The 13060-nt window shown below is 61.2% G+C and carries 12 protein-coding genes; 6 read left to right on the plus strand and 6 right to left on the minus strand.

From position 1 onward, the window contains the following. Window position 1 precedes the first annotated feature (1 nt). Genes BLP23_RS10240 through BLP23_RS10255 form a run of 4 tightly spaced genes read left to right on the plus strand, consistent with a single transcriptional unit; the run spans window position 2 to window position 3346 of the window. Window positions 2-961, plus strand: coding sequence for a carbohydrate ABC transporter permease (locus BLP23_RS10240; protein ID WP_022713859.1), 960 nt, complete (start codon window positions 2-4; stop codon window positions 959-961). After that, on the plus strand, window positions 958-1161 hold the full coding sequence (locus BLP23_RS10245; protein ID WP_022713858.1) for a hypothetical protein: 204 nt from the start codon (window positions 958-960) through the stop codon (window positions 1159-1161). Before BLP23_RS10240 ends, BLP23_RS10245 begins: the two co-directional genes overlap by 4 nt. Then, window positions 1158-2267 (plus strand): ABC transporter ATP-binding protein, encoded by a 1110-nt coding sequence (locus tag BLP23_RS10250; RefSeq protein ID WP_092584763.1) that lies wholly within the window; start codon window positions 1158-1160, stop codon window positions 2265-2267. The genes BLP23_RS10245 and BLP23_RS10250 overlap by 4 nt, the downstream gene beginning before the upstream one ends. Then, window positions 2267-3346, plus strand: a complete 1080-nt coding sequence (locus tag BLP23_RS10255; protein ID WP_092584764.1) for an ABC transporter ATP-binding protein — start codon at window positions 2267-2269, stop codon at window positions 3344-3346. The genes BLP23_RS10250 and BLP23_RS10255 overlap by 1 nt, the downstream gene beginning before the upstream one ends. Before the next feature lie 50 nt (window positions 3347-3396). Here the strand turns inward: BLP23_RS10255 and BLP23_RS10260 are convergent, their stop codons facing one another. From BLP23_RS10260 to BLP23_RS10275, 4 genes are read right to left on the minus strand one after another with little or no spacing between them, the layout of a single operon-like run. Continuing rightward, window positions 3397-4404 carry a 2-hydroxyacid dehydrogenase gene (locus tag BLP23_RS10260; protein ID WP_092584765.1) on the minus strand — a complete coding sequence of 336 codons (1008 nt, stop codon included), beginning with the start codon at window positions 4402-4404 and terminating at the stop codon, window positions 3397-3399. Between the two features lie 22 nt (window positions 4405-4426). After that, a complete protein-coding gene (locus BLP23_RS10265; RefSeq protein WP_092584766.1) occupies window positions 4427-5119 on the minus strand; it encodes a FadR/GntR family transcriptional regulator in 693 nt (230 codons plus the stop codon). A 2-nt stretch (window positions 5120-5121) separates the two neighbouring features. Further along, window positions 5122-6291, minus strand: coding sequence for a mandelate racemase/muconate lactonizing enzyme family protein (locus BLP23_RS10270; protein WP_092584767.1), 1170 nt, complete (start codon window positions 6289-6291; stop codon window positions 5122-5124). Window positions 6292-6350: 59 nt separating this feature from the next. After that, the gene (locus BLP23_RS10275; protein WP_092584768.1) at window positions 6351-7238 is read right to left on the minus strand and encodes a sugar phosphate isomerase/epimerase family protein; all 888 of its coding nucleotides are present in this window, start codon (window positions 7236-7238) and stop codon (window positions 6351-6353) included. Window positions 7239-7564: 326 nt separating this feature from the next. Here BLP23_RS10275 and BLP23_RS10280 point away from each other — a divergent pair, with 326 nt between their 5' ends. Next, complete coding sequence (locus BLP23_RS10280; protein ID WP_092584769.1) at window positions 7565-8416, plus strand: sugar phosphate isomerase/epimerase family protein; 852 nt, start codon at window positions 7565-7567, stop codon at window positions 8414-8416. Window positions 8417-8563: 147 nt separating this feature from the next. Here BLP23_RS10280 and BLP23_RS10285 read toward each other — a convergent pair whose 3' ends face one another. After that, complete coding sequence (locus BLP23_RS10285) at window positions 8564-9040, minus strand: GNAT family N-acetyltransferase (protein WP_092584770.1); 477 nt, start codon at window positions 9038-9040, stop codon at window positions 8564-8566. Between the two features lie 430 nt (window positions 9041-9470). Here BLP23_RS10285 and BLP23_RS10290 point away from each other — a divergent pair, with 430 nt between their 5' ends. Further along, the gene (locus BLP23_RS10290) at window positions 9471-9713 is read left to right on the plus strand and encodes a hypothetical protein (RefSeq protein WP_092584771.1); all 243 of its coding nucleotides are present in this window, start codon (window positions 9471-9473) and stop codon (window positions 9711-9713) included. Window positions 9714-9821: 108 nt separating this feature from the next. Here the strand turns inward: BLP23_RS10290 and BLP23_RS10295 are convergent, their stop codons facing one another. Continuing rightward, window positions 9822-12419, minus strand: a complete 2598-nt coding sequence (locus tag BLP23_RS10295; RefSeq protein WP_092584772.1) for an AMP-binding protein — start codon at window positions 12417-12419, stop codon at window positions 9822-9824. Window positions 12420-13060 lie beyond the last annotated feature (641 nt).

Consider the following 13060-nt stretch of genomic DNA (forward strand, 5'->3'; position numbering starts at 1 on the left):
GATGGCTGCCGTCCAAACCCGCTCCGAACGCGCGCTCAACCGGGTGGCGATCGCCGCCGTGCTGGTCATCACGCTGATCTTCCTGGCGCCGATCTACTGGATCACCTCGACGGCCTTCAAGCCGCGCAACCTCGCCACAACCATTCCGCCGACCGTGCTTTTCGAGCCGGAAATCTCGCCCTTCGTGAAACTCTTCACCAAGCGCTCGCAACTGCGCGGAGCGCCGACTCCTGAAGAATATGCCGCCGCCCCCTGGTGGGAGCGCATGGTGTTCGACGGGGGCGAGAAGATCGTCCGCTCCGGCCGCGGCGAAATCCAGCCGTCCGGCTATCCGAACCGCTTCATGAACTCGCTGATCGTTGCCATCACGTCCACGGTGCTGGCCGTCGGCATGGGGACCTTCACGGCCTACGGCTTCTCGCGCTTCAAGGTGAAGGGAGAAGCGGACCTTCTCTTCTTCATCCTGTCGACCCGCATGCTGCCGCCCGTCGTCGTCGCCATCCCGATGTTCCTCATGTACCGCGTCGTCGGCCTCAACGACACGCACTGGGGCCTCATCATACTCTACACTGCCTTCAACCTCTCCTTCTCGGTCTGGCTCATGAAGGGCTTCATCGACGAGATCCCGAAGGAATATGAGGAGGCGGCACTCGTCGACGGCTACACCCGCATGCAGGCCTTCTTCAAGATCGTGATCCCGGAAGCGGCGACAGGCATCGCCGCCACCGCTGTCTTCTGCTTCATCACGGCCTGGAACGAATATGCATTCGCGCTGATCATGACGAACCGGCGCGCGCAGACCGCACCGCCCTTCATCCCGAGCCAGGTAGGCTCGGGCCTGCCGGACTGGACGGTGATTGCGGCCGGCACATTCCTGTTCCTGCTGCCGGTCGCCATCTTCACCTTCCTGCTCAGGAACCATCTCCTGCGCGGCATGAGCTTCGGAGCGATCCGCAAATGACCTTGCGCACCCTGAGCCAGAAATATCTCGAACCAGGTTCGCAGTACCTGATGATCTTCGGCATCATCGCGCTCTGCCAGCCCTGGAACCTGTTTCTCCATCGTTACGGCTTGACGATGACACTCGTCGGGCTGATCGCCTTCATGGTGACGACCAAAATCCCGCGGGACGAGCAACGAGACGAAGGCGGCCATTCATGACGCAGCTCGAACTTCGCGGCATCCAGAAATATTTTGGTGCCGTCCAGGTCATCAAGAACCTCAATCTCGCCATCGCCGACTACGAATTCATCGTGCTGCTCGGACAATCCGGCTGCGGCAAGACCACGACCTTGCGTGCCATCGCGGGCCTGGAAACCATCGACGAAGGTGACATCCTGATCAACGGCCAGCCGGTGCAGCACATGAAGGCATCGGACCGGGACATCGCCATGGTGTTCCAATCCTTCTCACTCTATCCGCACATGACGGTCTACGAAAACATCGCCTTTCCGCTGCGCGCGACGCGCATGAGCAAGGGCGACATTGAGACGGCGGTGCGCGAGATCGCGCGCGTGCTGCGCATCACCGAGTTTCTCGGCCGCAAGCCCTCGGCGCTTTCGGGCGGCGACATGCAACGCGTGGCGATCGGCCGGGCGCTCGTGCGCCGCCCAAAGGCCATGCTGATGGACGAGCCGATCGGCGCGCTTGACGCAAAACTGCGCGAGGAGATGCGCGCCGAAATCAAACGCCTGCATATCAAGCAGGGCTCGACCACCATCTACGTGACCCACGATCAGGTCGAGGCCATGTCGCTCGCCGACCGCATCGTCATCATGCACGAGGGCATTCTCCAGCAGGTAGGAAGCCCGTCCGAGGTCTATGCCTATCCGGCGAACATGTTCGTCGCGCAATTCGTCGGCAGCCCCGTCATGAACATGGCGCCGGCGACCGTCAGCGAAATGGGTGGCCATGCCAGCGTGCAGCTCAGCGGCGGGGCAAAGGGCTTCGAGTTCCCCGCCGCCCTTGCCAACCGCCTCTCGGACGCGAGGGCCGAAAACGGCAAGCTGACGCTCGGCGTCCGGCCAGAGGGAGTACTCATCTCGCGCGAGGCCCGCGAGGGCTTCATGCAAGTCGAGGCGCATATCATCGAACCGCTCGGCTCGCACGACATCGTCGACCTGAAGGTCGGCGACCAGATGATCAGGGCCCGCACCAAGAGCGGATTCGTGCCCGGTCCGGGCGAAGCCGTCTGGGCACGCATCGACCCCGGCCAGGCGCATTTCTTCAACACCGCGACCGGCTCGTCGCTCGGGATCAGACTCTGATGGCGCATATCGAACTCAAGGGCATCACCAAGACCTTCGGCAACCACGTGGCGCTGAAAGACCTGAACATCGAGATCGCTGACGGCGAGTTCTTCGTGCTGCTCGGCCAGACCGGTGCCGGCAAGACGACGACGCTGCGCCTGATCGCCGCTCTGGAAAAGCCGACGGCAGGGCAGATCCTCATCGATGGGCAGGACGTCGCCGACTGGGGTGCCGCCGAGCGCGACGTGGCTCTGGTGCTCCAGCAATATTCGCTCTATCCGCGTTATACGGTGCGGGAGAACCTGGAATTTCCACTGAAACCTCGCATCCGCCGCGTCGAACCTGCAGAGATCAAGGAACGCGTCGACCGGGTCGCGAAAACCCTGCGCATCGAGCACCTGCTCGACCGCAAGACGGACCGGCTGTCGGGCGGCGAGATGCAGCGCGTCTCAATCGGCCGCGCCATAGTACGCAAGCCGCGCGTCTTCCTGATGGACGAACCGCTGTCGGCGCTCGACGCGAAACTGCGCGAGGCGCTGCGCACCGAGCTGAAAAACCTGCAGATGAACCTGGGCGCGACTTTCCTGTTCGTCACACACGACCAGATCGAGGCCATGTCGATGGGCGACAAGATCGGCGTTCTGAACAACGGCCATCTCGTGCAGACGGGCACGCCACATGAAATCTACAACAAGCCGGTCAACACCTTCGTTGCCCGCGCGGTCGGCTCGCCGCCGATGAACCTGATCGACGGCACGCTTGAAGGCGGCGAGGCCGTGGCCACCGAGGGCTACCGGCTGCCGCTCGGCCAGGGGCACGGGATTGCGACGGACGGCCGCCCGCTCACCTTCGGCATCCGCCCCGAGGACCTCTTCCTCGACAGCGGTGCGCCGGGGGAAGCACGGGTGCACGACGTGGAGAACCATGGCGTCGAAAAGATCGTGACGCTGCGAACCGGCAACGGGGAGCTGTTGCAGGCAACCGTGCCGGCCCGCACCGAGCTGGAGATCGACGAGTCCGTGCGCTTCTCTTGGAATCCTGAGAAGGTCGTGCTTTTCGACGGCAACAGCGGTGTGAGCCTGCGGTACGCGAGCTGACCTGATCAATCCGAAAGATGCCAACGGCCCGCGTGACACCGCGGGGGCCGCTAGCGTTTCGGATTGTCGCGGAGGGGCTTGGAGCTATCCGGAAAGCGCCGGCGATAGTGTTCGACCGCCTCGGGATTGCGCAGATTGACTGGCAGTTCGCCGTTCATGACGCGCATCGCTTCGCTGGCCGCACCCATTCCCATACGCATCATGCTCTCTTGCGTTAGACCGGCAAGATGCGGAGTGACGATGACATTGTCGAAGCCAAAATAGGGATGGTCGAGCGGGAGCGGCTGCGTTGCGAAGACGTCGAGCGCGGCTCCGCCGATGCGGCCATCGTGCAGCGCCTGGATCAGCGCCGCATCATCGATCACCGGGCCGCGCGAGACGTTGACCAGAATGGCATCGGGCTTCATGCGGCCGATGCGCTCGGCATTGAGCAGGCCGGTCGTCTCCGGCGTCAGGGGACAGCAGAGCACGACGACGTCGGCCGTCGCGACGAGGTCGTCGACCGGCAGGTAGCGCGCACCATGTGGCACGCTTTCAGGCGACCGGCTCGTGGCGACCACCTCCACGCCGAAACCGAACTTCGCGACCCGGAAGATCGCCTTGCCGACATTGCCCATGCCGACGATGCCTATGGTGCGGCCGCCGAGGTCCACCGCCCCGTCCGACTGGCCGCGTCCCGCCGCCCAACCCTTCTGCCGCAGTTCCCGGTCCATCAGGCGGAAGCGCCGAAGCAGGGCCATCGTCACGAGGAAGACGTGCTCGGCGACCGTCGGCGCATTGACGGCCGGCACGTTGGCGACGAGCACGCCGGCACGGGTCGCCGCATCCATCGGCACCATATCGAGCCCGGCGCCGTGGCGAATCGCAGCGCGAAGCGCCGGCGCATCCTGAAAGAAGGCCGGCGGGATCGGCGCCCGCACGACGATGATCCCCGCGCCCTGCCCTTCTCGAAGCAGCGTTTCGGGATCGGGGGCGGATGCGACGCGCAGATCGCTCGCAGCCTTGAGCATGGCCTCGGCCGCTGGATGCAGGGGATGCGTGGAAAAGATGAAGCTCATCGGCCCTCCCAGTCGGCTACGTCTATCCGGCGACCGTCGCTGGCCCGCCGATGAGACCCTTCCAGTAGCTTTCCGCACCCTGGAGATGCGCGTTCATCAGCGCTTGGGCGAGATTGCCGTCGCGAGCAATAAGCGCCTCGTAGATGCGGATATGTTCCTCATGCGAGCGCCGGCTGCGGGCGATGTCGGCGAAATAGATCGGCAGGCGCTGCTCGCCCATCACGTAGTAGACACTGCACACGCGATAAAAGACGCTATTCTTGGTCGCGCGGACGATCTCCAGATGGAAATCCCGGTCCTCGCGCGCCAGCCCCTCGCCAGCGGCAAGCTTCGCCTCGGACGCGGCGAGGATATCGCGCAGGCGCTGGTAATTTTCTTCCGTCGCCCGCAGGCAGGCGAGTTCGGCGGCCTTGATCTCATGGATCTTGCGAAGCTCCACGGTCTCGTAGATCAGGATCGGATCAAGCGGCACGCCGGCGCGGGCAAAGAGTGCCATGGCCTCGACGCTCGCCTCCGTGGTCGTCAGGTAGATACCGGACTTGGCGCGCCGCTCGACGATGCGCATAGCCTCCAGGATCGCCAGCGCCTCGCGAATCTGGCCGCGGCTGACGCCGAAATGCTCCGCAAGCTCCCGCTCTGAAGGCGTGCGGCCGTTGTCGCTCGAATTCGAGAAAAGATATCCTGCAAGATCGGAGAGTAGGGAGTTTTCTTTCATCGTCACTGTCTTTGCGCGTGAGCCTCCAGGACCCGCTGATTGATCGTGAAGCCCAGGCCGGGTTTATCAGGAATCTCTATCATGCCGTCCTTCACCGACACAGTGTCCTCGACGAGATCATGGATCATCGGATTGGCGCCGAGCGAATACTCGATGACGAAGCTTGCCGGGGAAGCCGCGCACAGGTGCAGGCCCGAGAAAAAACAGGGCGCACCGGCCCACAGATGCGGTGCGAAACGAAGGTTGAAGGCGCTGGCGAGCGAACTGATGCGCATCGCCTCCGTGATGCCGCCGCAGAAGGCCGGATCGGGCTGAAATATGTCGACGGCCCGCAGCACCGCAAGATCGCGGAAGGCAAAACGGGTCGCCTCGCTCTCGCCCGCGGCAATCGGGACATTACCCGCCGCGCGTACCTCCGCCATGCCCGGCTTGTCGTCGGCTATCACCGGTTCCTCGAACCAGGCGAGGTCGCAATCCGCCACCATCTGGATGAAGCGCTTCGCCTCGGCGACCGTGTAGGTGCCGTGCGCATCGACCATCAGGTCGATGTCGGGGCCGATCGCCTTGCGAGCCGCCCGCACCCGCGAGGCCGAGACATGCGGCGCACGGTCCATCGCGCCGACGCGCATTTTGACCGACTTGAAGCCGTCGGCCGCGATATAGGACCGGAGCTGCTCGCCGATCCGGTCCACGCTCTCCCAACCACCCGAAGCATAGGCAGGCAATCTGTCCGCCTTGCGGCCACCCAGCAGCTTCCAGACGGGGACGCCGAGCGACTTGCCGAGAATGTCCCACAGCGCCATGTCGACGGCGCTGATCGCCGCGACGGATAGGCCGCGCCGCGCGAGCTCCGGCATGGCGTGACCCGAAATCGCCGCCATCTCGTGGCGTACGCCGTTGTAGAGCATCTCCCATATGGCGGAGATGTCGGCAGGGTCACGGCCGATGAGCGTCGGCCCCACCTCGTGGTTCAGCATATGCACCAGCGTACCATAGGTGCCTGCGCTGCCGGCGGCATTCTTGCCCTCTCCCCAGCCGACGATGCCGTCATTCGTCTCTATACGCACGATCGCGGCGTCGAAGGACGTCAGTCGGCCGAAGTCGCTACGGTGTTGGCGGCTCGCCTCGATGGGAATTTTCACCCACCAGGCCTCTACGGTTTTGATACGCATGTGTCGGATCCCCCGCCCTCACGACCTCGCGGGCGCGAGGGCATATGCCTTTGCGTTCGTCATTTGATCAGCGGCAGGATCGTCTCGGCCGTGATCCGCATCTGATCGTCGTAGAACTTCTCGGTGAGAAGGCTCGAGCCGTGGTCCTGGATGAACTTCAATTGCTCCGGCGGGATATCGACGGGGCTGCGCTCCACCATGTCCGGGTACTTGGCGGCCGGGGTGCGATCGACGGGAGCGACGAACTCGTTCGTCACCGCGCCCTCATAACCGATCTCCTTCAGCGTGCCGATGATCTTAGACCAGTCGAGCTGGCCGAGGCCGGCGGCGAAGCGATTGTTGTCGGCGACGTGGAAATCGAAGAGGCGCTTCCCCGCCAGCCGGATCGCGTCGTACATGTCCTCCTCCTCGATATTGAGATGGAAGGTATCGAGGCAGACGCCGCATTGCGGGCTCACCGCATCGGCCAGCGCCAGCGCCTGAGCGGCGCGGTTGAAGAGATAGGTCTCGAAGCGGTTGAGCGGCTCGATCGCCAGCCGCACGCCCTTCGTCTGCGCGTGGGTGAAGCACTCGCGGGTGGCGTCGACCACCCACTTCCACTCCTCGTCTTCGGTCGCGTCCGGCACTACCTTGCCGACGGTCGCCGGCACAAGCGTGACGATCTCGCCCTCGAGTTCGCTCACCATGGTGATGACGCTCTTGACGTAATCCACCGACTTGGCGCGCTGGCCCTCGTCCTTGGCGGCAAGGTTGCGCTCGCCTAGCGTCAGCGTGACGGCGCCCCAGCAGCGGATGCCGTGTTCCTTCAGCAACGCGCGCGTTTCCTTCACATCGTACTGTGTCGGCTCGCCCGATATCTCGATGCTCTCGTAGCCGTATTTCTTGATGCGCTTCAGCGTGACGGCGAGCGGTTCCGCCCGCATCCAGTTGTGTGTTGAAAGATGCATGAGGTCCTCCCAGGCTGTTGCGGCTCGCTCGACCGCCGAGGGCGGCAAACGGTCACCTTCTCGTCGGCCGGTCCCCGCCATTTCGATAATCTGGTTCGGCCAATTGTCGCCGCTTGAAAGATCTAGCGCAATTTCTCACCCTCTGCAAGGCGGAACGAGAAACGGCAATATATCTTATTATACCGATGTTTAATGTTTAAGTCCAGATTTTGCGCCAATCCTGCAGACGAGCGATGCCGAGAATTGGCTTGACTGGATATCCGATTTTGGTACGACCAGATTGCGGTGGAAACACGCAGCGGCCAAATGGCCCGGAGGGAGGAGACATGAAGATCGGCATGTGCATGTTCCTGTGGACGACGAGTGTCGGCAGGAAGCACGAGGGACTGTTGCGCGACATCAAGGACACCGGGTTTGATGGCGTCGAGATTCCGATCTTTTCGGGGACGCCCGACGACTACCGTCGGCTGGGGGCCCTGCTCGACCGGATCGGCCTAGAACGGACCGCCGTTTCCGCCATGGGCGACCCCTCGATGAACCTGATCGCTCTCGACGCCACGACCCGCAGACGCGGGATCGACTATATGAAATGGGCAATCGACTGCAGCGATGCACTCGGTGCCACGATGCTGAGCGGGCCGCTGCATTCGACGCTCGGTCAATTTTCCGGAAGCGGGCCGAGCGCGGCGGAACTCAAGCGCTCGGTCTCCTCGCAACGCGCGATCGGCGATCATGCAGCAAAGCGCGGGGTCACGATCGGGCTCGAGGCGCTGAACCGCTTTGAATGTTACCTATTCAACACGTTGGACGCCCTTGCGGCCCATGTCGACGCGGTCGGGCATCCAAATATCCGCGCTATGTACGACACGTTCCACAGCAATATCGAGGAGGCCGATCCCATCGGCGCCTTCACGCGAAACAGGGACCGCATCGTCCATGTCCACATTTCGGAAAACGACCGCGGCGTACCGGGGCGCGGCAACATTCCCTGGGCGGAGACGTTCAAGGCGCTACGCGCGAGTGGTTACGACGGCTGGCTGACAATCGAAGCCTTCGGCCGGGCGCTCAAGGACCTTGCCGCCGCGACAAAGGTCTGGCGCGACTTTTTCGAGACACCGGAAGCGGTCTATCGTGAAGGCTACCGCCATATCCGCGAAGGATGGCACGCGGCGGCATGAACGCGATGCCGCCAATCGATCAGTCCAAAATTCGATCCGGGAGCGGCCACACGTCATTCCACTCTCTCGGGGTCGACATTCGCAAGCGAGGACGGCACATTCAATTTTCAAGTGCGACATGCCCTAGATCCAAAGGCTTCCTTTTTTCTAGCTTACCGCGAAACTCTTGAGCGCCTTCCCAGACAAACGATAACGGATCCATTCGTTCATGGGTTCAGCGCCGATTGCTTCATAGACGCGGATCGCTGGCTCGTTCCAGTCGAGTACGCTCCATTCAAACCGACCACAGCCAGTTTCGAGAGCGATTTCAGCCAGTCGTTTGAGCAGGGCCTTGCCCGCGCCCAATCCGCGCGCTGCTGGCGTCACATACAGGTCTTCGAGATAGAGCCCGTTTTTTGCCTGCCAGGTGGAGTAATTGAAGAACCAAACAGCCATGCCGACCGGCCGGCTATCCTGTTCGCAGATCAATGCGCGAGTCACAGAATTCGTGCCGAAAATCGACTCTTCGATCTTCTGAATGGTAGCGGCGACTTCATGCTCAGCTTTTTCATAGATCGCGAGCTCGCGAATGAAACCCAAAAGCGTCGCCGCATCTTCACGGACAGCCTCACGTATCTTCAACACGACAGAAAATCCCTTAAATTAGCTGGCGGAGGCTATGTGTTTAGACAGGCGCCGATGTCAAGTCGGCGGCATTCGTTCTTTTTCGGCTCCGGCGAAACCGCGGCTGAACTCGGCTCCGGGTCACTCCGTCTCTAGTTGCCGCCAATTCGTGAAATGTCTATTCGCGTCCCGCCCTTGCCCAAATCCGTTTCCTCAGCGGTGTGCTCCTGAACTTCAACCTCCGGCCTGATGTCAGATTGGCCCTGCGAAAATATCGTTGCGATGGCGAGTTCGTGCCCTCCGGGCCGTTCGGCAGCTCGGTTGACCTTCGGCTGGCTTCGGTTGCCTTATGGGGCGTCTAAGCGTACTGTTGTTTATCGGCCCGATAATTCAACGGGTACCTGGGCCGCTTGAGAGACGATCTGCTCTTGCCTGAAACAGGAGAGCTCGCATGTCTCTTTTCGAATTGCATCTCTTTACCGATGATGAGATTGAACTCGTAACGTCCGCAGTCGGCCGTTGGTCAGAGAGAAATCATGTCGACGTCAAGAGTGAACACGGCCAAGCCGCGCTGATACAGGCCATCGCCCTCGTTAGCTCTGGCATGAGGTCCCCGGATGACATCGTTGCGAGGCTCGATGAGGTTTGCGCGCCGCCGGCCCCCGAGTACCCCAGGTCTCTTGTTGACGAGTAAACGCTAGCGCGAAGAGGTAGCCCTCCGTCGTATGGCACTAACATCCTTGGATGATCGCACCGGCGGACAGGGAGCTCATGCCCGTGCATGCGGATCGCCAGTCGGAAGCTAGGCGGAACGCAACTCCGTCTGGCGCTCGATCGAGTATCTGCTGAGCAGGTTGCGAAGCCCCGCCAGCGCGTAGTTGGCAGCGATACCGGCCATGACGCCGCCTGCGATCGCCATGAGATGAAAGGCACCAACATGTAGAATGCCTGCCGCAGGCAGCATCAGCAATTCCGGGACGTAACGGTGGAACAGGTAGATCGGAAAGGCTGATGTGGCAATCAGCGTCACGAGGCGTCCCGTATCCGCCGGTAGTCGAATGCGCGGCATATAAACAAGAGCAAGAAGCGCTGCAAAGATCGTTAGATACTTGATCGTCGTTCCGATCCAGACGGTCTCCCAGAAGGCGAGGTAGCCCAGCACCAGCGCAGCTAACGCCATCAAAGCCAGCCTCTTTGCCGGGCTGTCGGCGAAGGCCGCGCACCAACCGAAAACGCAGAGGTGGAAAACCCAATAGAGTGCGAAGATTTGACGTCCACCGATTTCAATGAACGGCGGCAGCGAAAAGCGCGCCGCGATGGCAAACCCCAATAGACCTATTGAGAAGGTGAAAGGGTGCGTCCGCGCGAACCTGCGCGCAGCCGGTATGGCGAAGACAAGCGCGAAGGCAAAAAGCGCCTGTACATAGGCTTCGATGAACCAGTAAAGATAGGGGATCATCTCGTGGCGCTCAGGCTCGGCGTAGCCGAAATTGCCGGTCAGCGTGACCGAGGCCCAGGGAATTGTCTGCCAGATGACTGCATAAGCGGCGACGATCAGGAAATATGGGATCAGGACATTGATTGCGGGTCTCAGCGCCAGACTAAGCCGGCCGGCAAGCAAATGGGTCGATTGAAAGCGCGCCAGGCTAAAGCCGACCAACAGCATCATCACGCCGGAGCCGCCGGGAACAGGCCAGCGCGTCTCGTGCTGAATCACCACCAGCAGGATTGCAATTGCTCTTAACACCAAGTCGGTCGGCAACCCCCTTGCTCCGTGGCGCTTCGACGAAAACACCGCTTGATGGTGCGTGCCGAGCTCGGCGATTGTCATGCGTTCCCAGCCGTCCGGAACATCGAGGCCGAGCTGTTCGAGCTCCATCACCAGCTGCAGGAAACGGAGTGAATCTCCGCCGAGTGAAACGAAGCTGTCCTTGCGACTGACGGCGAGCGGATAGAATATACGGGCATAAGCATCAAGCACATTGCCAGACACCACGCGAGGTTCCGACCGCCTTTTCTGCGCCTCCTGCTGGAGGCAGGCATAGTCGATCTTGCCCGAAGCCAGCCTTGGAAAACTGTCGCGAGCTGTCGCGGAAATCAGATTGGCCGGAAGGCGGCTGGCCTGCGTGAGGATGCGCTGTGCTCTTTTCACAGAGTCCGCACTGATCACGAAGGCCTGCAGCCCGGCGTCGTCGCCGATTACCGCGGCCGCGATGCCCTCGCGCAGCAGCGCCTGTTCCATGATGTCGAAGCCGATCCTGAGGCCCGCAATCTTGGCAAAGCGGCTCTTTCGCCCGACGATACGGAAGAAGCCATGTTCGTCTTGCACGGCGATGTCGCCAGTATTCAGCGCTTCGATCTCGGCGCCGCGCGCAAGGTCGCTGCGCTGCATACCGTAGCCCATCATCACGTTCGGACCCCGATAGACGAGTTCTCCAGCCGTGTCTGATTGGGTAATTGGCATTCCTTCGTCATCGACGAGCGCAAGGCTGCCCCCGGGTATGGCAATCCCAATGCGCTCTTCCTTGTCCGATAAGCTTTCCGGCGGGACGAAAGAGATGCGTGCCGTCGCCTCGGTTTGGCCATACATGACGAAGAAGCGACCGCCTTTCGTACGCATATGGTCACGATAAAGGCGGATCAGATCGGCGTTGAGCTTGCCGCCTGCTACGGTCATGACACGCAGCGTCTTGTTCTCTGAGGTGCGGAAGTTCGACCTTTCCAGGAGTTCATAGGAATAGGGTACGCCGGAAAGATTTGTGCAGGCGCTCTCGTCGATGATGCGGGCAAAGTCGCCGTCCATTACAGAAATGCCGGGAAAGAAAACGCTGCCGCCCGCAATCAGATGAGAATTAAGAACCGACAGTCCGTAAGAATAGTGGAGAGGTAGGACCAACGCGGCACGGTCGGTGGACGAGAGTTCGAGGTAGGTTGCGATCGAGCGTGAGTTGGCGTCGAGATTGGCATAGGAAAGACGCACTGCCTTGGCAGCGCCCGAACTGCCTGATGTCATAAGCAGCACGGCGAGATCGGGGTGGATCGCCGGTCTGTCTTTTCCAGGTCGGACCTCCTCGATCAGACGCCAGCGGCCATCAGTTGGGCGGAAAATGAAATCCGGTTGGAAGGCGCTCAGAAAATCATCCCACAGCCTCTCATCACAGGGCGGCAGCATGGCGACCGCGTGTCCCGCCCGCAGTGCTGCGAGATAGGCCACGATCGCATGCTCCGAGGCTTCTGCAGCAACCGCCACGAGCCGCTTTTGTCCCTGTCCCAACCGGTTTGCGAAGCGTCGCGTTTGCTCGTCGAGTTCCGCGTAGGAAAGGCGCCGTCCGCTGCCGAAAAGAAGCGCCGTGCGAACTTCTCTGCGTGCGATTTCGGAAACAATATCGGTCAGGGGCATGATTGCGTTTCGGATTATGAGGCTAGAAACGCAAGCGCCTACATTCCTTGAGAATTTGAGTCAACTAATCCAGTAAGCCGTTGACTACGCAATTGCAGCTTCGGGCCCGAAGGGCTGCCAAAATATTGCGGAAAACGGATATGAGCAGCGGAATACCGAGGCTTCACGGTTGCGTTGGCCATACTGAAGCACCGTTGCCGAAACACACCCTTTTGTCCGAGATCGTTAGCTGGCTTTCTTGTAAGTCAGATGGTCCCACCGCGTAGCACTGCCGCCAATATGTGATTTATTGTCGGACGCGCGAGAAACCGCAGCTTGGCGCCGCGCTTCTTTATTTTTTCACTTTGCTGAGCGCAGTTGCGTGAGCGGCTGGGCGCAATCGCCAGGCTGCCAAGACTTGCATGTTTCCTTCGAAATCCTCGAACTCTTCGAGCGTCTTGCCACCTGTTCAGGAACAGTGGTCGCAATGAAATCATCGCGAATAGTCCAAGTATGGCGAAGATGAAGAACTTCGACCCGATACCGAACGGGAATGCGAATGCAACGATAGCATTGGCAATCGAGAGATCGAAGGCGCAGATCCTCGTCGCGCAACTGCGAATCTTGAGCGGGACGATCTCAGCAAGTAATAGCCAGACGAG

The organism is Rhizobium mongolense subsp. loessense, assembly GCF_900099775.1.
GTDB lineage: Bacteria > Pseudomonadota > Alphaproteobacteria > Rhizobiales > Rhizobiaceae > Rhizobium > Rhizobium loessense.

What these genes read in the sequence shown, in the direction of transcription:
- BLP23_RS10240 (WP_022713859.1), top strand. Translation starts at nt 2, where the DNA reads ATGGCTGCCGTCCAAACCCGCTCCGAACGCGCGCTCAACCGGGTGGCG.
- BLP23_RS10245 (WP_022713858.1), top strand. Translation starts at nt 958, where the DNA reads ATGACCTTGCGCACCCTGAGCCAGAAATATCTCGAACCAGGTTCGCAG.
- BLP23_RS10250 (WP_092584763.1), top strand. Translation starts at nt 1,158, where the DNA reads ATGACGCAGCTCGAACTTCGCGGCATCCAGAAATATTTTGGTGCCGTC.
- BLP23_RS10255 (WP_092584764.1), top strand. Translation starts at nt 2,267, where the DNA reads ATGGCGCATATCGAACTCAAGGGCATCACCAAGACCTTCGGCAACCAC.
- BLP23_RS10260 (WP_092584765.1), bottom strand. Translation starts at nt 4,404, where the DNA reads ATGAGCTTCATCTTTTCCACGCATCCCCTGCATCCAGCGGCCGAGGCC.
- BLP23_RS10265 (WP_092584766.1), bottom strand. Translation starts at nt 5,119, where the DNA reads ATGAAAGAAAACTCCCTACTCTCCGATCTTGCAGGATATCTTTTCTCG.
- BLP23_RS10270 (WP_092584767.1), bottom strand. Translation starts at nt 6,291, where the DNA reads ATGCGTATCAAAACCGTAGAGGCCTGGTGGGTGAAAATTCCCATCGAG.
- BLP23_RS10275 (WP_092584768.1), bottom strand. Translation starts at nt 7,238, where the DNA reads ATGCATCTTTCAACACACAACTGGATGCGGGCGGAACCGCTCGCCGTC.
- BLP23_RS10280 (WP_092584769.1), top strand. Translation starts at nt 7,565, where the DNA reads ATGAAGATCGGCATGTGCATGTTCCTGTGGACGACGAGTGTCGGCAGG.
- BLP23_RS10290 (WP_092584771.1), top strand. Translation starts at nt 9,471, where the DNA reads ATGTCTCTTTTCGAATTGCATCTCTTTACCGATGATGAGATTGAACTC.
- BLP23_RS10295 (WP_092584772.1), bottom strand. Translation starts at nt 12,419, where the DNA reads ATGCCCCTGACCGATATTGTTTCCGAAATCGCACGCAGAGAAGTTCGC.